The following is a 25,428-nucleotide window of genomic DNA, read 5'->3' on the forward strand; positions in this document are numbered from 1 at the left end:
AGGGTGGTCGCTCACCTGCTGGAGCGACCGGTTCAGCCATAAAGACAACTGCCGGCGTGAAATACCGGATAATTTGTCCTGAGAAATGTGTAATTATTTATTTCAAAGCAAGTCTGTGATTTTATTTACGAACGATCACGGCTGATCCATTCGCCAGTCGCTGCACGGCGACAGGAGCAATATCAGGAAGAAGTTCAAGAAAGCCGTTGATGTTGCGGGTGCTATACGTGCCTGCGATACGGATTGAATTGGCATTCGCAATATTGAGGCGTATAGGCTGGCTGGCGTAGCGATTGATCTCATTGACGGCGCTGGCCAATGGTGTATCACGGAAGACCACACGCCCTTGCCGCCAAGCGAGGACGGAGTCTGTGTCCTGGGCACTCAGGACGGTGAAGTGATTGCCAGTGCCCGGTGCGAGCGTTTGCCCAGCCCGCAAGTCTGCCTGCTCCCGGCTCCACCACGGTCCCTGCCTGACCTGCACGGCTCCAGATAGCACAGCAATACTGGCCGCCTGTGCCTGTCGGCGAACGCCAAAGCGCGTGCCGGTGACCCTGACTGAGGTGTCGCCTGCTTCGACGAAGAAAGGCCGTTCTGCATCGGGTGACACTGTAAAGGCCGCTTCACCTTCCTGCAGAATAACTTCCCTGCGGTCTGGATAATAATTCACCGAAAGCCGCGTTCCCGTATTGAGCTCAATAATCGAATCATCCGGAAGGGTAACCTGGCGGTACTGTCCCACAGCAGATGCCACCTGCAGGCTATATGACGGCTGTGATGGGTTTACATAAACGCTGATTCCCACGGCAGCGGTACAGGCAAGGCCAAAACCGAATGCAAAACGACGACGACTGAAACCTGGTCTGATAGAACGTGATCGGTCGGAGTAAATGCTGGATGATGAATCAGAAGAAGCATAACTGCGGGCCCGGGACTCTTTTGGCGTTTCATTCATCAGCGCCTGCAACCGTTCTGCGGGCACCAGGCGCGCGGCATTCCAGATCCCCCGGGCACGCTCGTACTCCAGGACGTGGTCTGCCGAGGCCCGCAACCATGCATCGCGTCGCATGCGTTGCTCTGCAGTCATGCGGCCAGACCTCTCGCGTGCGAACCAGTACGCCGCAACACTGGCGGTATCGGGCAATGAATCGGGGTCAACAGGCTGGGCAGAATCAGTCATAACCAATGGTGCAATCTCTTTTGGAACAAAACCCATGCCGGAACAGGCGGTGGACTTGGAGTACTGGGGACGGGACAGGCGTCATCATAAAGACAAAAATGCCGGCACAATACCGGATCAATTTTCGCAGAAATTTTGTAACTTTTCGCGAATATGACGGGTCGCATCCATGACGTACCGTTCCACCGTATTCAGACTAATGCCCATCTTGGCGGCGATTTCGGGATGCGTGTACCCTTCAAGGCGATGATAAACGAAGACCTGCCGTTTCTTAAGGGGCAGTTGTTGCAGGGCGGCTTCAAGCGCATTTACCAATTGACGCGCGCGGACAGGGGCTTCCGGATCAGAAAGCAGCGGGTGGTCGTCTTGCGCAAGCGCTTCCAGGGACGTGACGGGCTGCCTCGCCTGGCGCTTGGCTTCATTGATTAAATGATTGCGGGTCGCGCGAAACAGGTAGGCATTGGGATCGAGCACCGCCTCCTGGCTTTGGCCCAGCATCTTCAGGGCGGAATTCTGAACAGCATCTTCCGCGTCGGGAGAGCGGGAATTGTTTTTTGCCCAGGATCCGATCAGCCCGCGATAGTACACGAGCCAACCCTTGGACGAAGAAGGCGAATCAGACATGCCGGCCTGGTGAGTAAATGATAGATGCTCGTATGATAACAATAATTCTCATTACCGTTTAGAATCTTCCACGCTCAGGCTAAAGAGGGCAACCAGGACTGCCCTCTTGCGGGCTCAGAACGGGTTTCTCAGGCAAAAAAAGCTTTCCGGCAATAGCATATCGGCGCCGTTGTCAATTGAGTGACAACATGCTGAAGCATCTGGAAGGAATTTCTACTGCTACAATTCACCTTCCTTTACGCGGCTGTCTGTCGTTATCTTGCCTTCAATAAGATAGCCGGCGGGCGCGTCACTCCATCACCCCGGATAAAACCTGCGCCGACTTCGGCCGGGGTTTTGTTCTACCGAAAAATGAAGATTTACCCTCAATGATTATCCTGAAAAACGTGACCTTGCGTCGCGGCAGCAAAGTATTGCTTGAAAACACCTCAGTCACGCTCAATCCCGGAGAAAAGGTGGGGCTGGTCGGGCGTAATGGTGCGGGCAAGTCTTCATTATTTGCGGTGCTCAACGGCACGCTTCAGGAAGACAGCGGGGAGTTTTCGATACCGGCGCAGTGGCGTATGTCGCAAGTGGCGCAGGATATGCCGGAAACAGAGCAGAGCGCGACAGACTTTGTGGTGGAAGGCGACACCGTCTTGCTGGCAGCGCAAGCCGAAGTTGCGGCAGCCGAGGCCAGCGATGATGGCATGCGCATGGCGCATGCCTATATGGCATTGCACGACGCCGGCGCGCACGATGCAGCGTCTCGTGCGCAGGCGCTTATTTTGGGATTGGGTTTCAGCGTGGTCGAGCTGGACCGGCCGGTCAACAGTTTTTCGGGCGGATGGCGCATGCGTCTTCAATTGGCGCGCGCGCTGATGTGTCCGTCGGATTTACTGCTGCTCGATGAGCCGACCAATCACCTGGACCTGGATGCACTCGTGTGGCTGGAGGCCTGGCTCAAAAATTATGCCGGAACCATGGTCGTGATCAGTCATGATCGTGAGTTTCTGGACGCGATCACCAATGTTACGCTGCATATTGACCACGGAACACTGGTGCGCTACGGCGGCAATTACAGCAAGTTCGAAGACATGCGAGCCGAGCAAATGTTGCTGCAACAGGCGGCACACGCCAGGCAGCAGGAAAAGATGGCCCATTTGCAAAAATTTATTGACCGCTTCAAGGCAAAAGCCAGCAAGGCCAAGCAGGCACAGAGTCGTGTCAAGGCGCTGGAGCGCATGGAAAAAATTGCACCCGTTCTGGCCGATGCCGAGTTCCAGTTCGAATTCAAAGAGCCGCTCAGCATGCCCAACCCCATGCTGGCGATGACTGAGGTCAGCTGTGGCTATCCACCGCCAGATGACGCCGCGATCCAGCCGGGGCCGACTGTTATTGTGAAAAATGTGAACCGTACTGTGCTGGCGGGGCAGCGGATCGGTATTCTTGGCGCCAACGGCCAGGGCAAGTCGACACTGGTTAAAACCATTGCCGGCGCGCTGGAGGCGATCGGGGGTGAGATTATTACCGGAAAAGGCCTGAGTATCGGATACTTTTCGCAGCAGGAATTGGATGTCTTGCGGCCGGCAGACACACCACTGGAGCATATGATACGACTGGTGCGCGATACACCGGCAAGCCTGCGTCCGGGCGCCATGGATTGCCGCGAACAGGGGCTGCGCAATTTCCTGGGTACGTTTAATTTCAGTGGTGATATGGTCAAGCAACCGGTAGGCAGCATGAGCGGCGGTGAGAAAGCGCGGCTGGTGTTGTGCATGATCGTCTGGCAGCGCCCCAATTTCCTGCTGCTTGATGAACCGACCAACCATCTGGATCTGGCGACCCGCGAGGCGCTGAGCGTTGCCTTGAATGAGTTCGAAGGCTCGGCCATGCTGGTCAGTCATGATCGCGCGTTATTGCGTTCCGTTTGCGATGAGTTCTGGCTGGTGTCGCGCGGGGGCATTACGGACTTCGAGGGTGATCTGGATGATTACCAGGTGTATTTGCTGGAAGAGGCCAAGCGCCAGCGGGAGACGGCTACGTCACGGACTGCGGCGTGATGATCGTCGGGCGGGGTTACGCGTGGACGGCGTCCGGGCTCGAACCCCGTCCAGGTAGGTATCGAGATAAATATCAATAATCTGGGTCGCGCTATATTTGCCGCCGCTTCGGTACCATTTGGGCAATTGATTGACAATCGATAGCAGGAATTTGCTGGACAGCTTGACTTCAATGTCCTGTCTGAACACACCGGCGTCGATGCCATCCTGGATGATTTGCTTCAACAGGTTTTCATAGGCGTCGCGCACTTCCAGAATCTGGGCGCGTGCTTCTTCCGAGGCTGCGGTCCAGAAAATGGCCGATCCCGACATCCAGCTGTCCTGGTTTCTCTCATATTGCTGCACAGAGGCATGCATGTAGGCACGTAAACGGTCTTCAGCCGTGCCTTTTTCAGCGGAGATGGCGCGGGTAACCTCGTAAAGCAGTTCGTCCATGCCGGTTGTGGAGCTGGCGCGATAGATGGCTTCCTTGTTTGGGAAGTGGTGGTACAGCGCGGCCTTGGTCAGACCCGTTTCGGCAGCGATCATGCTGATGGAGGCGCCGCTGTAGCCATATCGCGCAAACAGACGTCGCGACGCTTCGATGATTTTTCGTCTTCGGTCCGGGTCTCTGGATGCCATGCAATAGCCTCAGTAAAGGTTCAGGCGTGATTATAGCGATTTTTTTCATCTGACCGAGATGACAGCATCCAGGCAAGCCGTGCCCGACTCCATGACGACGAATGGATTGATATCCACACCTTCCAGCACATCGGACCAGTCTTCTGCAAATGCCGACAGTCCCAGCAGTGCACCTTTCAGTTGCTCCAGATCGACCGCTTTCTGGCCACGCCAGCCTGTCAGCAGCTTCGAGGCGCGGACCGAATGGATCAATTGCTCTGCTCGTTCTGCAGTGAGGGGCACCGAGGCGAACGCCACGTCATTGTAGAGTTCCACGGCAACGCCGCCCAGTCCAAACATGACCATCGAACCAAAGATGGGATCGTGATGTACCCCCAGGATCGTTTCGATTCCACCCTTGATCATCGGCGCGATCAGGACACCCTGGATCAGCGGATTGCCATCCTGCTTTGCGGCGGCATTCATCAGTGCAGCGAAAGCGGCCTCTACCTGTCCGCAGTTTTGCAAATTCAGTTGCACGCCCCCGAAGTCGCTTTTGTGCAGAATGTCCGGCGAGACAATCTTGGCGACTACCGGATAGCCGATGGCATCGGCAGCGTCGACGGCTTCACTTGCGGTTGTGCATAATGTTTCAGCCGGGACGGCCAGACCATATCGTGCAAGCAGGCGTTTGGCCTGCAGTTCATTCAGCGTCCGGCTGTCTTCGTCGGGTTTGGATTTGCCGGGCCGGGAGGTATTGGGCAGTCCCGGATGCAGGGACTGCCAGCGGCGCTTGATGGCGCATAATGCGGCCACGGCACGCACAGCCCGGCCAGGGTCGGAAAAAATCACCAAATCCTGTTGCTCAAGTAGCGCGCGCATGCGTTCGTCCGATGGTCCGACCAGGACAATCAGGCGTTCAGGATACTGTTTTCTGAATCTGGTCAAATCTTCCAGCAATGGAAGGAATCGGCCCGGATCGCACGGAATTTGGGCCAGGTAGACAAAGTGAATCGCATAATCGGTGTCCTGGATCACAAGGTCGAGCACCTTCTGAAAGCCTTTCTCGATGACCCCGATCTGCGCCGTCGTGTCCAGCGGGTTGACGCCCACCAAAAACGGTACGACCTCATGTATTTTTCGCTGCAGGTCAGGGGAAACCGGCGCAATGGTGATGCCGAAACGCTCGGCGTCATCTGCCATCAATACACCGATTCCCCCCGAAACGGTAGTAATGCTCGCCCGATCGTTTGTCGGCAGTGGCAATTGGGTGCATACGTAGGCGATGTCCAGCATCTCTTCGATTGACATGGCCCGCCAGGCACCGCATTCCTGGCACACGACGTCGAATATTCTGTCGTTGCCGGCGATGGCACCCGTATGGGTCGCGACAGCCTGTTGCCCGGTCTCGGAGGTGCCGACTTTCATAAGGATGACAGGCTTGTTTGCCGCGGCCGCTTTCAGAAGGGCCCGGCGCAGGCGGTTGCCGTCCCTGCATCCCTCAATGGCGGCACAGATCACGCGTGTTTGCGGATCGGACGCCAGAAAGTCAATGCATTCGGTGACGTCGATATCGGCTTCATTGCCGGTCGCGACGATACGGGCAATGCCCAGACCGCGCTGGATGGCCTGGGCGTAGGCGCAGGAGCCGAACGCGCCGCTTTGGGTTGCAAAGCTGATCCCGCCCGGCTGCGGCGTCAGGGCTTCCAGGGCAGTTGAAAAGGTCGCAAAATAGCGGTTGCGGACGCTGACAATACCCAGGCAATTGGGGCCCAGCAAGCGTACGCCGTGTTGCGCTGCCAATTCAACCAGTGCCTGCTGCCTGGCGAGACCCTCGGCATTTTCTTCGGAAAAGCCCGAGCTGAGGATCTGGACCATTTTGATGTTCTTTGCAATGCATTCCTGCAAGGCTGCCAACGCCGCCGGAGCCGGGACAATGATAATGGCCTGGTCCACTTTGCCCGGGATGTCGGCCAGAGACGGATAGGCCTTCAGTCCCTGAACCGTATCGGCCCGCTTGTTGATCGGATAAATGGCGCCTTCGTAGCCGGCTTCAAGCAGGAATCGGATGGGCCGGCCGCCCAGTTTGCCTGGATCTGACGACGCGCCGATAATTGCAACAGAATCGGGATTGAAAAGATGATTCAAAGGATGGACATCCATCTGTACGTGACTCATTGTTGACTGCCATTTTGAAATTCAGACAATGCCCTGGTATGGGCATACGCATCTCCATACCGGAATGCGAGGCCGATCAGCCGGGACGCCATTCTTGCGGCCAGTGTTTCGCGGGTCATGCCCATGCCGCCGTGTAACTGGATAACCGATTGCGCGAACTCGACGGCCTGTTCGCGCATATACAGGCCCAGCAGATCAAAAGCGGCCAGGCATTGATCATCGAAACCGCCGGCGTCCAGCGAACGCAGTGATGACATCAGCAGGTTCTTGCAGGTTTCAAAGTCGACATAGAGCCGGGCTACATCGTGCCTGAGCACCTGAAATTGCGCCAGCGGCTGGCCAAATTGCTTGCGGTCCTGCAAATAGCGGATGGTTTCGGCCAGCATGTTGTTCATGGTGCACACCATGTCGGCGGCGATCGCCGCCTGCGCGAGCGCCCATCCGGCCCGGCTCATTGCCTGGGCGCTGTCACCGTCGGCCAGCACGGCACTGCTGTCAAGTTTGAGGTCGGGCAAGTCAATCTGTTTGACCTGGCGCCGTTCCACGGTCGAAAATGCGGTCGACGGTTCCGGCAACTGTGTTGTCTCCAGGATAATCACGCAGGGTGTGTTATCGACGGTATTGCGCGCGCAGAACAGCAGATGCGTGCAATCTGCAGTCCACTCGACTGCGTCGAGCGTGCCTGTCAGGCGCCAGCCACCGCCTGTCGGAGAAAGCCGGGGGACAGCGGCATCGTCGTACCGGTTGAGCGGACCCGCCAGTTCCACGCAGATCGCGCCTTCTGCAATGCGCGACAGGCAGGTACGGATGGCTTCTGTTTCAGTTGCGGCCATCAGCATGCCCGGCACGATACAACAGCGCGTCATAACGGGCAGGTTGGTTGCACGCGAGGCCAGGCCTTCAAGCACGGCGCCGATATCGTTGAAGCTGCCGCCATAGCCGCCGTGTTTTTCGGCGATAAGCGTGCTGCTCCAGCCCATGTCCCGAATGATCGATGCCGGCAGGGGGGCACTATTAGCACTAGTGTCCCTGGCAAGGCGTTCTGCGCCTTCAAGCAGTTCGCCCGGAAAGATTGTGATTGGTTCGAATCCCATCTGCTTATGCTCCAAACAGTTCGCGTGCAACAACGTTTCGCTGGACTTCTGTGGTGCCGCCGGCAATGGTTTTTGAGCGGGAATACAGATAGTTCTGCAGCCAGATGCCCTCTTCGGTCGAGGTTGCCGCGTCAGTCAGGAACTGCTGACTGCCCGCGGGCCCGGTCAGTCGCAGCGCCACTTCGCTCAGCGCCTGTGCAATCTGACTGCACAACAGTTTCAAGGCCGAGGGCTTGGCGCCCAGGGGCTTTTTTTCCATCATGTCGTCAATGGCATCGGCCAGCATTGCGCGTGCACCTTTGATCTTTGCCGCCAGTATGAACATTTTCCGGTCCAGCGCGGCATAGTCGTGACTGGTCTGCCTGGCCTGCCGGTTTTCCCATAGCAGATGCGTTACCCTGCGCCACTGCCGCACAAGCTGCCCGACACTGGCCGGCGGTACGCGTTCCCTTTCCAGCAGATACTTGGCGCATTGCCATCCGCGACCCTCCTCTGCGACCCGTCGCTCGACCGGAATACGGACGTTCTCGAAAAACACTTCATTGACATGGTGCCAGCCATCGATGGTTTCGATGGGCTTGATGGTAATGCCCGGGGTGTTCAAATCCACAAGCAGAAGGGAAATACCTTCCTGCTTCCGGGCTTCGTGTGAAGTGCGCACCAGCAGATAGATCATGTCGGCTTCGTGCGCGTGCGAGGTCCAGATTTTCTGGCCATTGACCACATAATGATCGCCGTCGCGTTCAGCACGTGTCTGCAATGAGGCGAGGTCTGAGCCCGAGTTCGGCTCAGAATAGCCCTGGCACCACCAGTCGGATGTATCCAGGATCCGTGGCAAATAGGTTTGCTTTTGCTCGGGTGTGCCAAATTGCATGATCACAGGACCGATATGACCCAGTCCGTGATGATAAAGCGGCGGACAATCGTGATCGGCGATCACTTCCTCGAAGATCATGCGCTGGCGCAGGTCCCAGCCGGTACCGCCGTACTCGGTCGGCCAGCCGGGCGCGGCCCAGCCCTGCTTGTGAAGAATGTGTTGCCAGCGGCTGTATATCACGCGCGTGATTTTTTCTCCGCTTCTCACTTTTTCCCGGATATCCGCCGGGCAATGCTGTCGCACGAAATCGCGGATTTCATCGCGGAAGGCCTGGTAGCGTGCGTCTTCATCGTCTGCACCTGCGGGCAAGGCAAGGTAATGCTCGTTCAAAGCTTGCTGCATGTTACCTTCCCTTGTATTGCGGTACGCGTTTTTCGAGGAATGCCTGCTGCGCTTCTCTGGCGTCTTCTGTATCTGACAGGGCCACAGTAATATTCTGTTCGAAACGATAGCCCTCGCGTTGCGGCATATTGAGCGTGACCTGCGCGGCCTGCTTTGCATATTGCAAGGCCAGGGGGGCTTTGCCGGCGATTTCTTCTGCAAGCGCCAGGGCATAGGGCATAAGCTGATCACGCGGCAGGCTCGCTTCGATCAGCCCCAGCCGATAAAGCTCGTCGGCGGTCACTTTCATGCCGGTGTAGAACATGCGCCGCGCGCGGGATTTGCCAAAAATACGCTGCAGCAATGCGGTGCCACCGGCCAGCCCGACATTGATTTCGGGCATGGCAATATAGGCATTGTCAGAAGCAATCCAGATATCGCACGCCGCCATCAGGCCGAAACCGGCTCCCAGCGCTGGCCCGTTTACCGCTGCGATCACCGGCTTGCTGCAGTCAGAGATCGCAAGCGCCGATTCGCGCACCAGACGGTTGTGATTCCAGTAGGCGCCAGGACCGCGTGTCTTGATTGCCGGCCGTTCCGAAATATCGGCTCCTGCAGAGAAGATATCTCCGTGCGCGGTGAGTACAACACAGCGCACATTATCATCGTCGTTGAATGTATCGAATACGCTGATCAGTTCGGCGCGCAGATCGGCATGTTGCGCGTTGACGGGAGGGCGATTCAGGTAAACGATTGCCACGCCGTTTTGATGTTCGACTTCAATAAACTTCAGGGTCATCTGTTTAGTATCCATGGTTAGTTATTTAACAAGAAGTTTCACGCCACTATCGACCAAACCCTGCAAGCGGTTTGATTCGTGGTCCAGAAACGAGGCGAATTCTTCGGGTGTGCCGCCGACGATAAACAGGCCTGCAGCATCAAGTACAGCCTTCACTTTCGGATCCGAAAGTGATTTGTTCAATCCGTCGTTGATTTTTTGAATGACGGGTTTGGGTGTTCCGGCGGGTGCCAGGAAACCGAACCAGCTGCCAAAGACCAGGTCAATACCCTGCTCCTTGAAAGTGGGAACCTCAGGTGCGGCAGGATGTCGGGTTTCACTTGCAATACCGAGCGCGCGCAGGCGACCTGCGTGTACATTGGCGATCGAACTGGGACCGTCGAAGATGCCGTCGACCAGTCCGCCGAACAGATCGTTCATGGCCGGCCCCGTGCCTTTGTAGGGAATGTGGGTGATGCTCACGCCGACTTCTTTGGCCCATAATTCAGCTGCAATATGCGGGCTCGATGCATTGCCGGATGAGGCAAATTTCAGATTGCCAGGTGCTTTTTTCCCTTTGGCGATCACATCTTTCAGGGTATGCAGATCACTCTTGCTGGAAACAACCAGCATACTGCGACTGCTGCCCAGCAGCATGACCGGCGTTAATGAAGCGGGATCGTAGGGCAGGTCTTTTCTGAGGATAGGGTTGGATGTGTAGGCGTAGCTGGTCAGCAGCAAGGTATAGCCGTCGGGCTTGGCGCGGCTGACGTGCTGGGTGCCGATGATGGTCCCGGCACCCCCTTTGTTCTCGACAATGACCTGCGTGTTCCACAAGCGCCCCAGATAGTCGCCGATGGAGCGGGCGTAGGCGTCGGTCACGCCGCTGGGAGAATACGGCACAATAAGTGTGATGGGACGGTCCGGATATGCCTGTGCCTCTGCCAGTGCTTGTGCCGGAAGGGCACTTGCGGCCAATAGTACTGCAAACGCGAGTTTTATCCTGATAAGCTGTTTTCTCATGCTGGGTGGTCCGATAAAAGGGTTACGTTCAATTGTTTTTGCGCGTCACGGCAATGCCTGCACTGTCGATGACTTCTTTCCAGCGCTTCTGCTCGCTGCGTACGAGCGCTTCCATTTCCTGTGGTGTATCTCCGCCCAGGATTGAACCGGTAGAGGCGAATGCCGCCTGCAGTTTTTTGTCGGATGCCACCGCATTGATCAGTCTGTTCAGTTGGCTGATCACGGCATCCGGCGTCGCGCCGGGGGCGGTTATATAGTTGACGGGCGAGGCATCGAATCCCTTGAGCGCATCGGCAATGGGCCTGATCTCTGGCGCAATGGGGTTGGGCTCGGGGGTAGATACGCCCAGCGCTTTGACTTTGCCTGATCGGATATAGGGCAGGTAGACGCTCAGGGTATCAATGGACATTTGGACCCGGCCGGCAACCACATCCGAAGCAGCAACCGAGGATCCTTTGTACGGTACATGAACGATGTCAATACCGGCCATTTTCTTGAACAGTTCGCCCGCCAGATGACTGGTTGAGCCGATGCCTGAACTGGCGAAATTCACTTTTCCGGGGTGGCTTTTTGCGTAGGCGATCAATGCCTGGATGGAAGACGCCGGGAAGTCTTTGCCCACCACCAGCACGTTGACACCGGCAGTCAGCTTGCTGACGGCGCGCAGGTCCTTTAGCGGATCATACGGCAGGTTTGCAATCAGATAGGGCGCGGTCATCTGCTGGCCTGGTGTCGTGTAAAGCAGTGTATAGCCGTCGGGGGCGGCATGGGCAACCCGGGCGGCACCCAGCGTGCCCCCTGCGCCCGGGACATTCTCCACGATCACGCTTTGACCGATTTTTTCCGCGAACGCCTGCGCAAATCTGCGCGCGCCGGTGTCCGCCCCGCCGCCTGGTGCAAATGGCACGATCAGCCGGATTGCCTTGTCAGCGAAGCCGGAATCCGCACCCAGGGCAGACAGCTGCGGCCCGGCAGACAGCTGCGGCCCAACTGATGCCGCTAATGCAGCAAATACAAGCATCCATTTTTTCATTCTGTCTCCTGAATGAGAAAAGTACCGCTTATTGAATTTGAAGTTACCGAACGATCGTTTAGTTATTTTTGTAAGACTATACAGATGGGAAAAAGGGGATCAAATTGGTAATAACCCGGATTCAGATTCGCAACGGGAGTTAACGCATCGGGGGGCTCGACACCAACGGCAACGCAAGGTCATGTTGTCGTCGAAACGACAAATTGATCAGACGTGATATTTAAAATATATCTTTAACAAGTGAAAATATTTTTGCTTTTACTTTGCATTATCTTTAAATAATAATAAACAGCATCAAAAGGTGGCAGCACGACCGTCCATGTTTGAAAAGACAGTGCCTTTTGCTTTGGATCCGGATTGATTTATTCAAAAATAATTCAGGGAGAAGGCAAAGATGTGCAAAGTAATCCGATTTTTTAAGCGACTTGTTTGTCTTGGTATCTTCGCCTGTACAAGCTCGCTGCTGATTTGTGTACCAGCCCTGGCAAGCGACTGGCCTGTTCAGCCGGTACGCCTCATCTCTCCTTTCCCCGCAGGCGGGACAGCTGATATTCTGTCCCGTGTGTTGAGCCAGGAGCTCAGTGAACAATGGAATCAGACGATCGTCGTGGAAAACAGGGTGGGCGCAGGCGGGGCCGTTGCAGCCTTACAGGTAGCTCGCGCCAGGCCGGATGGATACACGATGTTAATGGTTTCCGGCAGCATGCTGACAGTCAATCCCAATTTATATAAAAATCTTCCATATCATGTAAGCGATTTCAAGAATGTCAGCATTGTTTCCACCGGTCCGTTTGTTGTGGCGGTAAACAAAAAAATCCCTGCCAATAATCTCGCAGAGCTACTCTCTTATATCCGGACAAAAAAATCAGCTGTCAATTTCGGTTCGTCTGGTGTTGGTAGTCAGACGCATATGGCATCTGAAATGCTGATGCACATGACCGATATTAAGATGACGCACATCCCCTATGGTGGCGAAACATTGGCGTTAACGGACTTGATTGCCGGTCAAATCCAGGTCGTTACGGGAAACCTGGCTGCGCTGTTGCCATTTATCCAATCCGGTGACGTAAAAACCATTGCCGTTACCAGTAGTGAGCGTTCGCCTGCGCTTCCTGATGTGCCAACAGTCAAAGAACAACTTCATAAAGAATTCGATTCCCAGGGATGGTTTGGCGTGGTTGTTCCGAAAGGCACGCCAGATAACATTGTGAGAAAAATGGAACAGGGCATTAACACGGCAATGTCCTCGGAACGGATGCAGAAAAAATTTAAGGATCTTGGATTGACCACAGCAACGCAGGGACACGGTTTTATGACGAAGAAGGTCATCAGCGAGTCTGCATCCTGGAAGACAATAATCGAGGATCAAAATATAAATCCAATGTGATATGTTAGATTAAAACATTCATTCAGGTGTTCGGGAGCTTTATGATGTCAGTTCATGTCGGGCAGACATCGTTTATTTATTCAAGGTAAATGTGTTTATGCTGGGTGCTCATCGTGTTACTGACGCGCTGCAACGCGCGGGTGTTAAAACAATCTTCAGTCTGTCGGGCAACCAGATTATGCCCATTTACGACGCTTGTATCGATGCGAATATCCGTATCGTTCATGTCCGGCACGAAGCGGCTGCCGTTTATATGGCGGATGCGTGGGCACAATTGACCGGCCAGATTGGTGTTGCATTGGTCACTGCAGCACCGGGTATTACCAATTGTCTGTCACCGGTGTTTTCTGCGCGGCTTGCAGAGAGTCCGATTTTGCTGCTTTCAGGCGATTCACCCATTTCTCAGGACGGCATGGGGGCGTTTCAGGAACTGGACCAGATTGGGGTGACAGAAAAGCTAGTAAAAAAATCCTTGCGCCTGAGCCGTTCCGAAGAGATCGATCAAGACATCACATCTGCAATTACACTGGCGCTATCCGGCAGGCCCGGACCCGTTCACATCGCCATGCCGTTTGATCTGCTGCAGGAAAAAGTGGATATCGGCAAAGTAAAGCGAAGGCAAAAACCTTGCCGGGTTGTTCAGTCTCTTTTACAGGCCGATGCCCAGGAAATCACAGCGCGAATATCGAGGGCAGAACGACCATTGGTACTGCTGGGACCGATGAATAATGCAAGTCGATCGCCTGACTTAAGAAAGCAGGTATCAGAGCGCTTGCAAGCCCCACTTATTTGCATGGAAAGCCCACGCGGCCTGAAGGACCCGTCTCTTGGACATTTCCCGGAGGTACTGAAGAAAGCCGACCTGATCGTTCTGGTTGGAAAAACACTGGACTTCACTCTGGGTTTTGGTCGACCGGCGGGGATGAGTCCGGATGCAGAGATCATAGTCATCGATCCCGATGAAACAATGATCGAACGCGCCAGGAACCTGTTGGGGACACGTTTGTATAAGCATGCGGTCGCAGATTCAGATGAAACATTGCGCAGTCTGGCTGATCTTGCATCTTCGCAGAATCGTCAGGCATGGCTGGATGAGGTGGATCGTGCCATTTCAAACAGGACACTGAAATCTTCGCCTGAAGATAATAGTGATAATCCCGGACCCGAATCCATATGCCAGGCGGTTCAAAAAATATTGAATGATGCAGCAGACCCTATCCTGATATGCGATGGCGGAGAGTTCGGCCAATGGGCGCAGGCATTGTGCCAGGCGCCAACGCGTATTATCAACGGATTGTCTGGTGCTATTGGCGGCGCTTTATGTTATGCGGTCGCAGCCAGCATCGCTCGGCCCGAAGCGACGATTGTTGCCATGATGGGCGACGGCACGGCGGGATTTCATAGTACAGAGTTTGAAACCGCCGCAAGGGAAAAAGCCCGATTTATTGCCGTTGTCGGAAATGATTCCCGCTGGAACGCAGAGTATATGATCCAGATGCGAGAGTATGGTTCTGATCGATTGTATGGATGTACTTTGAGCGAAGAGGCTCGATACGATCAGCTGGCTTCTGCGCTTGGCGCTCAGGGTGCGTTTGTGGAGCGCGTGGATCAGCTGGACGAGATATTCGACAGCGCGGCCGGTAATCGTAGCGCGACGTGCATTAATATAAGGATGGAGGGAAAAGCAGCACCTGTTTTTTGAACATGAGGTGGCATATAGAACGTATCCGGGGATTTGAGCGTTTGCAGGAGCGCTATAATTGCATGAGTGTATCGGGGCTTTCTATGCGTACTCTATCTATCAAGCAGGAAAGTCGGCCATCTGCAATCAATATGAAAGTCCACACGTGAACGCATTCCCTTTTTCTGAAAACGACCCCATTGTTTATGCCGCTCCGCCGCCGAAATCGTCGGATGTCGTGATTATTGGCGGCGGCATTATCGGGATAACAACGGCACTTTATCTTGCACAGCATAACCAGTCGGTCACGGTGCTGGAGAAAGGCCGGGTTGCGGCCGAGCAGTCTTCACGGAACTGGGGGTGGATTCGCAAGCAGGGCAGAGATGAAGACGAATTGCCCATCATGATCGAAGCAGCCCGCCTATGGCCGCAATTGGCACAGGAATGTGGAGAAGAGATCGGCCTTCGGCAAACAGGCGTGACCTACCTGGCAAGCTCTGACAAGGAAATGGCCGAGTTTGAAGCATTCATGCAGATTGCTGCTGTGCATGATTTGGACACCCGGATTCTGAATCCTGGCGACGTTTCGAAGCAGATAAAAAACATGACGGGCACGTTCAAAGGCGCAATGATAACGCCATCAGATATGCGTGCAGAGCCGTCTCTGGCTGTTCCTGCCCTGGCCAGGCTGGCTCGCAGCAAAGGAGTAAGAATTATAGAGAACTGCGCGGCGAGGATGCTGGACATTGCAGCAGGACGAACCGCTGGCGTCTGGAGTGAGCAGGGGCATATCGCAACGTCGGCCGTTGTTCTGGCAGGGGGCGCCTGGTCTTCACTCTTTTTGAGAAAGCACGATATTACCATTCCCCAACTGTCGGTTAAAGCGACTGTCGCGGCAACACAGCCCATGCCGGAGTTTCATGACGGCGCCGCCGTCGAAAAGCATATTGCTTTTCGGCGCAGACTCGATGGGGGCTACACGCTGGCGCCCGCAGGTAGCCACCGGCTTTATCTGGGGCCGGACGCCTTTCGGCATGCAGCAAAATATTTTCCGGCTCTCAGAGCCGATCCGCTGGGAACCCGTTATGCATTTCGGGCGCCCCCCGGGTATCCCGACGGCTGGACGACGCCACGGGACTGGACGCCAGATGTGCCAGGTCCGTTTGAGAAAATGCGCGTACTTAACCCCGCTCCCGATGTGTCTGACCTCAAATCAATCGCGCATGGGTTTCAGCGACTTTTTCCACAAGCCGGGGAAGTTCGTTTTCAAAAATGCTGGGCCGGGATGATTGATATCATGCCCGATACTGTCCCTATCGTTGATTGGGTACCCACGCATCCCGGTCTACTTGTTGCGACAGGGATGAGTGGCCATGGATTCGGTATCGGTCCGGGAATGGGTCGCGTTATTTCAAACCTGATCCTGGGAAACGAAACAGGGTACAACCTTCATCGCTTTCGCTTTTCCCGTTTTACTGATGGGAGTGCCATCCGGCTGGGGACGTCGCTTTGAATACAAGGTCAGTAGGTGTGGCGTAAGACAACTGCCCTGGTCATGTAGCCTTCTCATCTGTCTCAATTGGCCTTAATGCCGCTCTCCTTAATGAGCGTGGCCCATTTCTTCATGTCGTCGGCCAGCAATTTGCGGGCGCCGTCGATGCTCGAAGGTGCGGGGTCAAACGCCTCTCGGGTCATGCGTGCCTTCAGTTCCGGTTGATTCAGGCTGGCATTGAGCGTGCTGTTTAACTTTTCCAGAATGGGTTGCGGCGTGCCGGCGGGAGCAAATACCATGAACCAGGTCTCAAAACGATAGTCCGGCAATCCCGACTCCGCGATTGTGGGAACCTCCGGCATGAGTGCAGAGCGTGCCGGGCCTGTTACTCCCAGTGCCCGCAATTTCCCGCCCTGCACCTGTGGCAGGGCGGCCGACAGGACGGGGAAACTCAACTCGACATGCCCGCCGACCGTATCTAACAGCGCCGGACCACCGCCCCGATAGGGAATATGGGTGATGTCTGTTTTCGATATGGATTTGAATAATTCGGCCGCCATATGAAAGGTGCTTCCGGTGCCTGCCGAGCCATACTGAATTTTCCCCGGAGAGGCCTTGGCGTCGCGAATCAGCTCGCTGACGTTTTTGGCTGGCAGATCGTTGTTGACAACAAGCACATGCTGGGATGTCGCCACCATGCCGATGGGAGCAAGATCGGCAAGCGTATCGTAGGGCATGTTCGGATATAGAGCGGGATTGATCGCCAGGGAGACCGTTTGCAGGCCTATGGTATATCCATCAGGTTTTGCCTTGCTGACCAGATCGACGCCGATGTTGCCGCCTGCGCCAGCCTTGTTTTCAATCACCAATGGCTGACCCAGAGCTTTTGCCCAATCATCGGATATCAATCGGGCCGCTATATCCGCGCTTCCTCCCGGCGCATAGGGTACGACCAGTTTGACAGCGCGATCAGGAAAAGACTGCGCGTAACAGGTCAAGGGTAAAATCAGTGCAGTGGCTAACAGGAAGCGGCGCAGGCAGGATGGGTTATTCATTGTGTTGTCTCCGTAAAATTATTCTAATGTCATTAAATGGCTGGGTAATCCGCAAGCTTGTTCATTCTAGTTCGATTTCACAGGGACATCATGTCATTAAATTTAATTCATTGTTTCCTGAATGGATGCAATGGATCACTTGCGGAGGATCGCATTATTCCACCTGAAACAATAAAGAAGTGTCCACAACGGCTATTCCGCTAAAAAGCGTTCGGTTCCATACTGTCGGCAAGGGCCGGGCATGAGCCCGACCAACCAGTAGAAACAGGAACCGAGCCATGAAAATCCATCATCACCCACTGTCCGGCCATTGTCACCGAGTGGTCCTTTTTGCTTCGCTGCTTGGCGTGGCGTACGAGCTGGTTGAAGTCGATCTGAAGTCGGGCGCCCACAAAACGCCCGGCTTTCTTGCCCTTAATCCATTCGGCCAGGTGCCGGTATTGGAGGATGATGGTATCGCTATCGCGGACTCCAATGCCATCCTCGTCTACCTCGCCAAAAAAACAGGCCGGACTGACTGGTTGCCGGACGATGCGCTGGGGGCGGCAGCCGTGCAGCGCTGGCTGTCGGTCGCTGCCGGTGAGATCGCGTATGGACCGGCAGCGGCGCGATTGGTGACGGTATTTGGCGCAGGCTTTAATGCAGACGAGGTCATCGCACGCGCGCATGTCATCCTCGACAGGCTGGAACGTCACCTGACAGCACGTGACTGGCTGGTTGCGGATCACCCGACCATTGCCGATGTGGCTATTTATAGCTATGTCGCCCGGGCACCCGAGGGTAATGTCGACCTTTCTGTGTACGGTGCTGTCAGGGGATTCCTCGATCGCGTCGAATCCCTGCCCGGTTTTGTTCCTTTCGTGCAGACACCTGCAGGATTGTCCGCGAGCGCATGAACGTTGCTCACGCGTACAAGTTTTTCTGCTGTGCTATCTACGAAGCGAGGCAAACATGAACAGAAAAAGGATGCCGCTACCCGCCTGGCATGAGGGCGAGAAGCGGATGCAGGAAATGGTCGGTGCGGCAGAAAAAATGGCCGTAGTCGGCCAACGTGTCATGCGCGATTTCATGCCGGATCAGCATCGCGATTTCTTTGCCCGGCTTCCGTTTGTCGTGCTGGGAAGCGTGGACAGCACGGGCGAGGCCTGGGCAACGTTTCTGGAAGGCCGGTCAGGGTTTATGTCATCACCAACACCAACGACGCTGGATATCGCGACACGTCCGAATCCTGTGGATCCTGCTGGCAAGGGACTGGCCGACGGCGCGCCCGTCGGACTGCTGGGTATCGAGCTGCATACCCGCCGTCGTAATCGCATGAATGGAGTCATGACAAATGTGAATTCGGGGTTGCGCATTGAAGTTGATCAGAGTTTCGGCAATTGTCCCCGATATATACAATTGCGTGATTATGCATTCTCTCGGGATCCCGCTGTCGCGCCTGCCGAGCGGGCCGAAACACTTGCCAAGATTGACCCGGCGGCGCGGGCGCTGATCGAGGGCGCTGACACGTTTTTCGTTGCATCGTATGTTGATCGCGAAGACCGTCGCCAGGTGGATGTGTCTCATCGCGGTGGCAGGCCCGGATTCGTGCGTGTTGCAAAAGACGGGACGCTGACGATTCCAGATTTCAATGGTAATCTGTTCTTCGCCACTCTTGGCAACATCTTGCTCAATGGCAAGGCAGGCCTGCTTTTTGTTGATTTTGAAACGGGCGGGATGCTGCAGATGACGGGTGATGCCCGAGTGCTTTTCGACTCGACCGACATTGCTGCGTTTCAGGGCGCGGAACGACTCTGGTCATTTCGGCCGCGCAAGATTGTTCGCCGACCAGCCGGACTCGCCTTGCGATGGCGTATGATGTTCAACAACATGTCCCCGGGGGAGTCGCCGGCCTGATGATTATCCAGGCCTGACGAGTTCGGATTCTGGCCGGTGTCCCGGACGTCGCCGGTCACATGAACAGCCCTGGCTCTATACGGAGAAAGCAATGGATCGTTGGCAGGCGATGCGCATTTTTGTGAAGGTGGCGGAAACGCAAAGCTTCGCCAAAGCAGCCAGACAAATGCATATGAGCGCACCTGCAGTAACTCGCAGCATAGCGGCGCTTGAAGAACTGATCGGTGCGCGCCTGTTCGTGCGCACGACCCGTTCTGTCAGGACCACTGAAGCCGGCAACCGCTACCTGGATGATTGTCGCCGAATCCTGAATGACATCGCCGAAGCGGAGGCCGCTGCTGCCGGGCATTATGCGAGACCGTCGGGAACCTTGACGATTACTGCTGCAGTCATGTTCGGACAGATGTATGTGCTTCCTGTTGTCACGGAGTATCTCGATGCTTACCCTGGCATGCGCGCGCGTACCTTCTTTGTCGACCGGCCGGTCAATATCGTAGAGGAGGGTATTGACGTTGCCGTACGCATCGGCCATTTGCCCGACTCGGGTTTCACCGCGATTAATGTTGGTTCTGTGCGCCATGTGATCTGCGGATCGCCGGCATATCTGGAAGAGCACGGCATACCCGCAACGCCCGCAGATCTGAAGCACCACCGCCTGGTGACTTCCAACAGCGCCTGGGTGTCTCCGGAATGGCACTTTGCGGGCGGCGAGCAGGCAACCGTAGAGTCTGTCCTGCAGTGCAATACCAATGAGGCTGCGATCGCCACCGCAAAGGCGGGCTGGGGTTTGACACGGGTGCTGCACTACCAGATGCTACCCGCATTACGGGAAGGCGAGCTGCAAATTGTACTGAGTGAGTTTGAGGAACCGCCGCTACCCATCCATGTGCTGTATCCCGAAGGCAGGCAGGCGCCGGCAAAAGTGCGGGCTTTCGTGGATTTGGCGGTGTCACGATTGCGTGAGCGTACGGCAGGGTTTCAGGCTACTGAATACGAAGCGTCACCGGTCAGCAAAAACAGAAAAAGCAAATAACAACGTTATCCCTGATTTTTGACAAACGCGGCAAGCTGATCAATCGTCGCCCCCCAGCCTTCCTGAAATCCCATGTCTTCGTGCTTGCGACTGTCGGCCGCATTTTTATGCAGCACCCGAGCAGAATACCGGGTACCCTGTCGCTCGGGTTCAAATGTAATAACTGCGGTCAGCGCCAGCCACGGTTCGATCGGCGCCCAGCCTTCCGCCAGCACGGTGGTGAACACAAGGCGCTTCTCGGGTTCGATCTCCAGAAAGCACCCTTCGAGATGCGGCTTGAACGGGCCGTCATCTTCGCGCATCTGTGTTTCAAAGCCGCCACCGGGCCGCAAGTCCAGTTTGATGACTTTGCATTCGATGGGGGAAGGGATCCACCATTTTTCCAGTTGCTTCGCCTCGCTCCAGGCCTTCCAGATGGTGGAAGCAGGTGCGGCAATGTAGCGGGAGATGGTCAGTTCAGGGATTTCAGTCGTCATTTGGCTTGCCCTTAAATGTTTCGGCTTAATCCGCCTGATTGTAATCGTGAATGTTTTTAATAAAATCGTATATTTACAAATTTTTCAATTAAATCAGATGCTTCCGCGTGTACTGCTTGCTGAATCTGCATATAAAGGCTAATAATATGGCTTATTGACATAATGGACAAAGCACATTAGCATGTGTGACCAAATACTGGTAACGCATGCCTGCTTTTCCTGGCGCGAAGAACAGGAAAAACGCGCAGAGAAGATACTTAAATAGACCAAGGGGACAGAAATGAAAAATACGTTTCGGAATGCAGCCATGGCCGTCGCGGCGACGGCACTCTGTTGTATGAACACGGCGGGGGCGGAAGAGCCCAGCCTGAAGTCGGTGCAGAACGGCACCGCAACAATCAGCTACTACGCACAGGGGAAGGGGCCGTTGGTACTGTTTATCGCATCAACAGGACGGGGCACTGAAGAGTTCGGGCCGCTGGCCGAGCGACTTGCTGAACGGGGTTATCGTGTATTGAGACCGGAACCGCGTGGCATCGGCAAGAGTCAGGGGCCCATGGAAGGGGTGTCTTTCCATGACTTTGCAAAAGATTTCGCCGCGGTCATCAAAAATGAAGGAGATAAGGCTATCCTCGCGGGTCACGCGTACGGCAACTGGATCGCCCGCACGATCGCTTCGGACTTTCCTGAACTGGCCCGCGGCGTTGTGCTTGTCGCAGCAGGAGGCAAGAGCTGGCCAAAAGAACTGAGCGAGGCCATTACGATGATCAATGACCCGGCATCGACACGAGAGCAGCGCTTGGCAGGGTTAAGACTGGCGTTTTTCACTGAAGGCAGTGATCCGACACCATGGTTGGAGGGCTGGTATCAGCCGGTGACGAAAAGCCAGCGCGCCGCTCGCAAGCTGACGAATCGCGATGACTGGTGGGCAGGTGGTACAGTGCCCATGCTTGACCTGCAAGGCGGCGCCGATCCGTTTCGCTCTGCCGCGTCGCGAAATGAACTCAAGGATGAATTCGGAGATCGGGTCACCGTTAAAGTGATCGATCATGCAAGCCATGCCCTGCCGGCAGAAAAGCCTGTTGAGACGGCTGATGCCATCGCAGACTGGGCAGACAAGCTGAAAAAATAGCGCGCATCCAGGCCAAGTATCAGGGTTGTTCGTCTACGGGCGTGGCCTGGCGTACCGCATGCTCCCACTGCTGCATCAACGCCTCGGCACGTTCGCGACCCATGGTCGGATGAAAGCGCCTTTCGGCACGCCAGAGCTGCGAGATCTCGTCTGTGCCTCTGTAGATGCCGCTGGAGAGCCCTGCCAAATAGGCCGCTCCCAGCGCCGTGGTCTCAACGCACTCGGGACGTACAACCGGAACGCCAAGCAGATCAGCCTGAAATTGCATCAGCAAATCGTTCACGCAGGCACCGCCATCGACCCGCAGTTCATCGACCGATCGACCACCCGCTTCCGAGGCGTCCCGGCTCATCGCTGTCAGCAAGGCTGCACTTTGGTAGGCGATAGATTCGAGCGCGGCCCTTGCGATATGCGCCAGTGTGGTGCCGCGCGTGATACCGGTGATGGTGCCACGCGCATCGGGTTTCCAGTAGGGAGCGCCCAGGCCGGTGAAGGCGGGCACCATCATGACGCCGCCCGAGTCGGGGACGCTTTCGGCCAGTTGTTGCACCTGGCCGCTATTTTCGATGGCGCTCAGCCCGTCGCGCAGCCACTGCACCACGGCCCCGCCGACAAATACGCTGCCTTCAAGAGCGTATTCGGGCGTAGCGTGGGGCTGGGCGGCGCTGGTGGTCAGCAATCCATTATGAGAGGTCTGGAAGTTGCGGCCGGTATGCATCAGCATGAAGCAACCGGTGCCATAGGTATTTTTGGCCATCCCCGCCGAAAAGCAGGCCTGGCCGAACAGGGCGCTTTGCTGATCGCCGGCAACGCCGCCAATGGCAATTGCGCCACCCAGTATGTCGGCGTCAGTACGACCGAAGTCGCTGCTGGAGGGCAGCACTTCGGGCATCAGCGCTCGTGGAATGTTCATTAACCCGAGCAAGTCGTCATCCCACTGGTTGGTATGTACGTTAAAAAGCATGGTGCGGCTGGCGTTGCTCACATCGGTTACATGGCGCCGGCCGCCGGTCAGTTGCCAGATCAGCCAGGTGTCTACTGTACCGAAGGCCAGTTCGCCGCGTTCAGCTGCCTGGCGCGCGCCAGGAACATTGTCGAGCAGCCACTGTAATTTGGTACCCGAAAAATACGCATCAACCAGCAGACCGGTTTTTTCCTGGATGGCGGCGGCATGGCCCTGCTCGCGCAATTGCGCGCAGGCTGGTTCAGCACGACGATCCTGCCAGACAATCGCGTTGTGCACGGGCTCGCCGGTGGTGCGGTTCCATAGCACCGTGGTTTCGCGTTGATTGGTGATGCCCAGTGCGCGCACTTCGCTTGCGCTGAGGCCGGCCCTGGCCAGGGCTTCGCGCGCGGTGGTCAGCTGGGTACGCCAGATTTCCCGCGGATCATGTTCGACACAGCCGGGCCGCGAGTATATCTGCGGCAGTTCCAGCTGGGCCTGGGCGACGGCGTGACCCTGAGAGTCGAAGACAATGCTACGCGAGCTGGAAGTGCCCTGGTCCAGGGCGAGCAGATAGGTCATGTGTGATCTCTGAAAAAAAGCGCTGGGGGCGCTTATGAATGCCTAATGTTTATATTAAAGCATCCTGTGCAAAAATCGTGACCTGGAAGGAAAGTTGTCCCTGACTGGCAGGTGGTTCATCACCAGCGCAGCAACCGAGGCCCCAGCAGCGCTCCGATCCCTGCCGGCACAAGCAGTCCGGCCACATACCACACGGCCCAGAACGCGACTTCCATTTCCGGGCAATGAAAGCTATAGACTATCGTTGCAAGGGCACTGGCCAGCAGTCCGGCAGCGGCGCCCGCCAGGCGCGGACGGGTCGGCGCCATCCCCTTCATCGCCCAGAATATGGCGACAAAACCCGGTACCGCCAGATACAGGATGTTGAAGAGACAGGTCCGCCAGGAAATACCCAATACCATATTCAGGCGATCTGACACAGGTGCCAATCCAAGGGTGACCAGTGCGGCGATCCATACGGCGACGATCGGGACAACAATAATGATCCAGCGTTGCCCTGTCCGGATGCCCGGTCGCGCCAGGCGCCTGGCGATCAAAAATGCGCCGATTGCGATGATCAGGGGAAACGCCAGCTTGATCCAGAACAGGGGCGTACCCAGCATGGTCATGATGTCCGGCCTGACACCCAGAAAGGCCAGCATCAACAGCACGGCGCCAACTGCGGCGACCAGCAGTGCAACGCCGTAGCGCCGGGTCGGCAGGCTGTGGTCAATCGGACCTGCATTACTGGCCAGCAATGCAGCCAAATCATTTGTTTTCATAGTGTGCCTCTTATTTTGGCAGCCAATGCCTTGATTCCCCTGTGGATACCCACCTTGACCGCCGACTCCGACAAGCCGGTCAATTGGGCCGCTTCGGCCACGGACAGCCCCTGCAGCTTGACATACATGATCGGCAGGCGATGGCGGTCAGGCAGTTGGGCCAGCAGTTTGTCAACGTCCCGTCGCGCCTGGGCGGCTTCTTCGTCGGATTCGGCAAACAATTCCTGTTGCTGGTCTTCCAGGGATTCGTTCCAGGCATCGTAGCGGTAGCGGCCGCGCAGATAGTCGGTCATCTTATAGCGTGCGATGGCATAGGTCCAGGCAGTCAGCGGCTGGTCCGGCTCATAGGTATGCCGGCCGTTATGCACGGCGATCAGGATTTCCTGGACGATATCTTCTATATCGCTGCAGGCATAGCTCAGTCGCTTGCGCAGGAACGCGCGCAGATTACCGCCCAGCGCCTGCAGAAACGACTGATAGGCCTGTGTGTCGCCCTCCAGCCCGGCCAGGAACAATCCCCTGAGCTGCCGTTCAGTGGCCCGGGCTTTGGCAATCGGGGTATTGTCGGATTCGCTCATCAGCCAGGACCTCACCACCGTAAATAGCCAGGGCCGAGCGCGGCGCCGATAGCCGTTGTCATGAAAATGGCCAGCACATGCAGAATACCCCAATAAGGCACCGGCATGGACGGACAATACAGTGCGTAAATGAGCACGCCTTGCGCGCCTGCCAGCAAGCCGGCGCCTGCGCCGGAAAGCGCCAGACGGGTGGGCGCCAGTCGTCTCATCGCCTGGATCATCGCGATCAGCGAGGGCAGCGAGAGCAGGATCGTATTGGCAATCGTCGTACCCCACATCGTACCACTGGGCACCAGATTCAGACGAAATTCGGCCGGGGTGGCCAGAATGAAACCGAGTGCCCCCAGCATCATGGCGGCGATGGGCAGCAGGGTGATCAACCAGGCGAATTTCACGGATGCTCCGGGCCTGGCCAGGCGTTGTACCAGTTGAAGTGCCGCGGCAATGACCACGAGCGGGAAGGCCAGCCGGATCCAGAACCGCGAGCTGAGCATTTGCTCAGGCATGCTACTGCTGACGCCAAAGACAACAACCAGCAGCATGGTGCCGCCTGCCATTCCCAGCAGCAGTGCCCTGTTCAGCCGTTTGCTGATGGCGTCCCGCTCTATCGGCGCGAGTTCATGCGCCAGTCGGGACACCAGATCGTGAGTGCGCATAGGCAT

At 56.1% G+C, this 25,428-nt stretch carries 23 protein-coding genes; 8 read left to right on the forward strand and 15 right to left on the reverse strand.

What is annotated here, in order from left to right; all coding sequences use genetic code 11:
- Positions 1 to 121: 121 nt before the first annotated feature.
- The gene (locus W822_RS30210; RefSeq protein ID WP_024004310.1) at positions 122 to 1,180 is read right to left on the reverse strand and encodes a FecR family protein; all 1,059 of its coding nucleotides are present in this window, start codon (positions 1,178 to 1,180) and stop codon (positions 122 to 124) included.
- A gap of 117 nt (positions 1,181 to 1,297) precedes the next feature.
- Positions 1,298 to 1,804, reverse strand: coding sequence for an RNA polymerase sigma factor (locus tag W822_RS30215; RefSeq protein WP_024004311.1), 507 nt, complete (start codon positions 1,802 to 1,804; stop codon positions 1,298 to 1,300).
- 368 nt (positions 1,805 to 2,172) lie between these two features.
- On the opposite strand from W822_RS30215, the gene W822_RS30220 reads away from it, so the two are divergent.
- Positions 2,173 to 3,846, forward strand: coding sequence for an ABC-F family ATP-binding cassette domain-containing protein (locus W822_RS30220; protein ID WP_024004312.1), 1,674 nt, complete (start codon positions 2,173 to 2,175; stop codon positions 3,844 to 3,846).
- Here W822_RS30220 and W822_RS30225 read toward each other — a convergent pair.
- The 7 genes from W822_RS30225 to W822_RS30255 are packed head-to-tail and all read right to left on the reverse strand — an operon-like array spanning position 3,829 to position 11,750.
- Positions 3,829 to 4,467, reverse strand: coding sequence for a TetR/AcrR family transcriptional regulator (locus tag W822_RS30225; RefSeq protein ID WP_024004313.1), 639 nt, complete (start codon positions 4,465 to 4,467; stop codon positions 3,829 to 3,831). The two genes, W822_RS30220 and W822_RS30225, sit on opposite strands and share 18 nt — an antisense overlap.
- 45 nt (positions 4,468 to 4,512) lie before the next feature.
- Positions 4,513 to 6,624 carry an acetate--CoA ligase family protein gene (locus tag W822_RS30230; RefSeq protein WP_253272242.1) on the reverse strand — a complete coding sequence of 704 codons (2,112 nt, stop codon included), beginning with the start codon at positions 6,622 to 6,624 and terminating at the stop codon, positions 4,513 to 4,515.
- Complete coding sequence (locus tag W822_RS30235) at positions 6,621 to 7,718, reverse strand: acyl-CoA dehydrogenase family protein (RefSeq protein WP_024004315.1); 1,098 nt, start codon at positions 7,716 to 7,718, stop codon at positions 6,621 to 6,623. Before W822_RS30235 ends, W822_RS30230 begins: the two co-directional genes overlap by 4 nt.
- Positions 7,719 to 7,722: 4 nt before the next feature.
- Positions 7,723 to 8,937, reverse strand: a complete 1,215-nt coding sequence (locus tag W822_RS30240) for an acyl-CoA dehydrogenase family protein (protein ID WP_024004316.1) — start codon at positions 8,935 to 8,937, stop codon at positions 7,723 to 7,725.
- A gap of 1 nt (position 8,938) precedes the next feature.
- A complete protein-coding gene (locus W822_RS30245; RefSeq protein ID WP_024004317.1) occupies positions 8,939 to 9,715 on the reverse strand; it encodes an enoyl-CoA hydratase/isomerase family protein in 777 nt (258 codons plus the stop codon).
- A 21-nt stretch (positions 9,716 to 9,736) separates the two neighbouring features.
- On the reverse strand, positions 9,737 to 10,717 hold the full coding sequence (locus tag W822_RS30250; protein WP_024004318.1) for a Bug family tripartite tricarboxylate transporter substrate binding protein: 981 nt from the start codon (positions 10,715 to 10,717) through the stop codon (positions 9,737 to 9,739).
- A 28-nt stretch (positions 10,718 to 10,745) separates the two neighbouring features.
- Positions 10,746 to 11,750 (reverse strand): Bug family tripartite tricarboxylate transporter substrate binding protein, encoded by a 1,005-nt coding sequence (locus W822_RS30255; RefSeq protein WP_024004319.1) that lies wholly within the window; start codon positions 11,748 to 11,750, stop codon positions 10,746 to 10,748.
- Positions 11,751 to 12,144: 394 nt separating this feature from the next.
- Between W822_RS30255 and W822_RS30260 the strand changes: the two genes are divergently transcribed.
- From W822_RS30260 to W822_RS30270, 3 genes are all read left to right on the forward strand, one after another.
- The gene (locus W822_RS30260; protein WP_024004320.1) at positions 12,145 to 13,137 is read left to right on the forward strand and encodes a Bug family tripartite tricarboxylate transporter substrate binding protein; all 993 of its coding nucleotides are present in this window, start codon (positions 12,145 to 12,147) and stop codon (positions 13,135 to 13,137) included.
- A 97-nt stretch (positions 13,138 to 13,234) separates the two neighbouring features.
- Positions 13,235 to 14,839, forward strand: coding sequence for a thiamine pyrophosphate-binding protein (locus W822_RS30265; RefSeq protein WP_024004321.1), 1,605 nt, complete (start codon positions 13,235 to 13,237; stop codon positions 14,837 to 14,839).
- A 145-nt stretch (positions 14,840 to 14,984) separates the two neighbouring features.
- On the forward strand, positions 14,985 to 16,331 hold the full coding sequence (locus tag W822_RS30270) for an NAD(P)/FAD-dependent oxidoreductase (RefSeq protein ID WP_024004322.1): 1,347 nt from the start codon (positions 14,985 to 14,987) through the stop codon (positions 16,329 to 16,331).
- A gap of 62 nt (positions 16,332 to 16,393) precedes the next feature.
- On the opposite strand, the gene W822_RS30275 is transcribed toward W822_RS30270, so the two are convergent.
- A complete protein-coding gene (locus W822_RS30275; RefSeq protein WP_024004323.1) occupies positions 16,394 to 17,365 on the reverse strand; it encodes a tripartite tricarboxylate transporter substrate binding protein in 972 nt (323 codons plus the stop codon).
- Between the two features lie 278 nt (positions 17,366 to 17,643).
- Between W822_RS30275 and W822_RS30280 the strand changes: the two genes are divergently transcribed.
- The 3 genes from W822_RS30280 to W822_RS30290 all read left to right on the forward strand — a co-directional run bounded on the left by W822_RS30280 (position 17,644) and on the right by W822_RS30290 (position 20,294).
- The gene (locus W822_RS30280) at positions 17,644 to 18,261 is read left to right on the forward strand and encodes a glutathione S-transferase family protein (RefSeq protein WP_024004324.1); all 618 of its coding nucleotides are present in this window, start codon (positions 17,644 to 17,646) and stop codon (positions 18,259 to 18,261) included.
- Between the two features lie 55 nt (positions 18,262 to 18,316).
- Complete coding sequence (locus W822_RS30285; RefSeq protein ID WP_024004325.1) at positions 18,317 to 19,261, forward strand: pyridoxamine 5'-phosphate oxidase family protein; 945 nt, start codon at positions 18,317 to 18,319, stop codon at positions 19,259 to 19,261.
- Between the two features lie 91 nt (positions 19,262 to 19,352).
- The gene (locus W822_RS30290) at positions 19,353 to 20,294 is read left to right on the forward strand and encodes a LysR family transcriptional regulator (protein WP_024004326.1); all 942 of its coding nucleotides are present in this window, start codon (positions 19,353 to 19,355) and stop codon (positions 20,292 to 20,294) included.
- Between the two features lie 5 nt (positions 20,295 to 20,299).
- Here the strand turns inward: W822_RS30290 and W822_RS30295 are convergent, their stop codons facing one another.
- Positions 20,300 to 20,770, reverse strand: a complete 471-nt coding sequence (locus tag W822_RS30295; protein WP_024004327.1) for an SRPBCC family protein — start codon at positions 20,768 to 20,770, stop codon at positions 20,300 to 20,302.
- 280 nt (positions 20,771 to 21,050) lie between these two features.
- Here W822_RS30295 and W822_RS30300 point away from each other — a divergent pair, with 280 nt between their 5' ends.
- Positions 21,051 to 21,902, forward strand: a complete 852-nt coding sequence (locus tag W822_RS30300) for an alpha/beta fold hydrolase (RefSeq protein ID WP_024004328.1) — start codon at positions 21,051 to 21,053, stop codon at positions 21,900 to 21,902.
- 19 nt (positions 21,903 to 21,921) lie between these two features.
- Here the strand turns inward: W822_RS30300 and glpK are convergent, their stop codons facing one another.
- The 4 genes from glpK to W822_RS30320 all read right to left on the reverse strand — a co-directional run bounded on the left by glpK (position 21,922) and on the right by W822_RS30320 (position 25,422).
- Complete coding sequence (glpK, locus tag W822_RS30305; RefSeq protein ID WP_024004329.1) at positions 21,922 to 23,427, reverse strand: glycerol kinase GlpK; 1,506 nt, start codon at positions 23,425 to 23,427, stop codon at positions 21,922 to 21,924.
- 119 nt (positions 23,428 to 23,546) lie between these two features.
- Complete coding sequence (locus W822_RS30310; protein WP_024004330.1) at positions 23,547 to 24,188, reverse strand: DUF1109 domain-containing protein; 642 nt, start codon at positions 24,186 to 24,188, stop codon at positions 23,547 to 23,549.
- Positions 24,185 to 24,766: a sigma-70 family RNA polymerase sigma factor gene (locus tag W822_RS30315; RefSeq protein ID WP_024004331.1), complete on the reverse strand. Its 582-nt coding sequence runs from the start codon at positions 24,764 to 24,766 to the stop codon at positions 24,185 to 24,187. Before W822_RS30315 ends, W822_RS30310 begins: the two co-directional genes overlap by 4 nt.
- 11 nt (positions 24,767 to 24,777) lie before the next feature.
- Positions 24,778 to 25,422, reverse strand: coding sequence for a DUF1109 domain-containing protein (locus W822_RS30320; RefSeq protein ID WP_024004332.1), 645 nt, complete (start codon positions 25,420 to 25,422; stop codon positions 24,778 to 24,780).
- Between the last annotated feature and the right edge of the window lie 6 nt (positions 25,423 to 25,428).

Source organism: Advenella kashmirensis W13003 (genome assembly GCF_000506985.1).
GTDB classification, from domain to species: Bacteria; Pseudomonadota; Gammaproteobacteria; order Burkholderiales; family Burkholderiaceae_B; genus Advenella; species Advenella kashmirensis_A.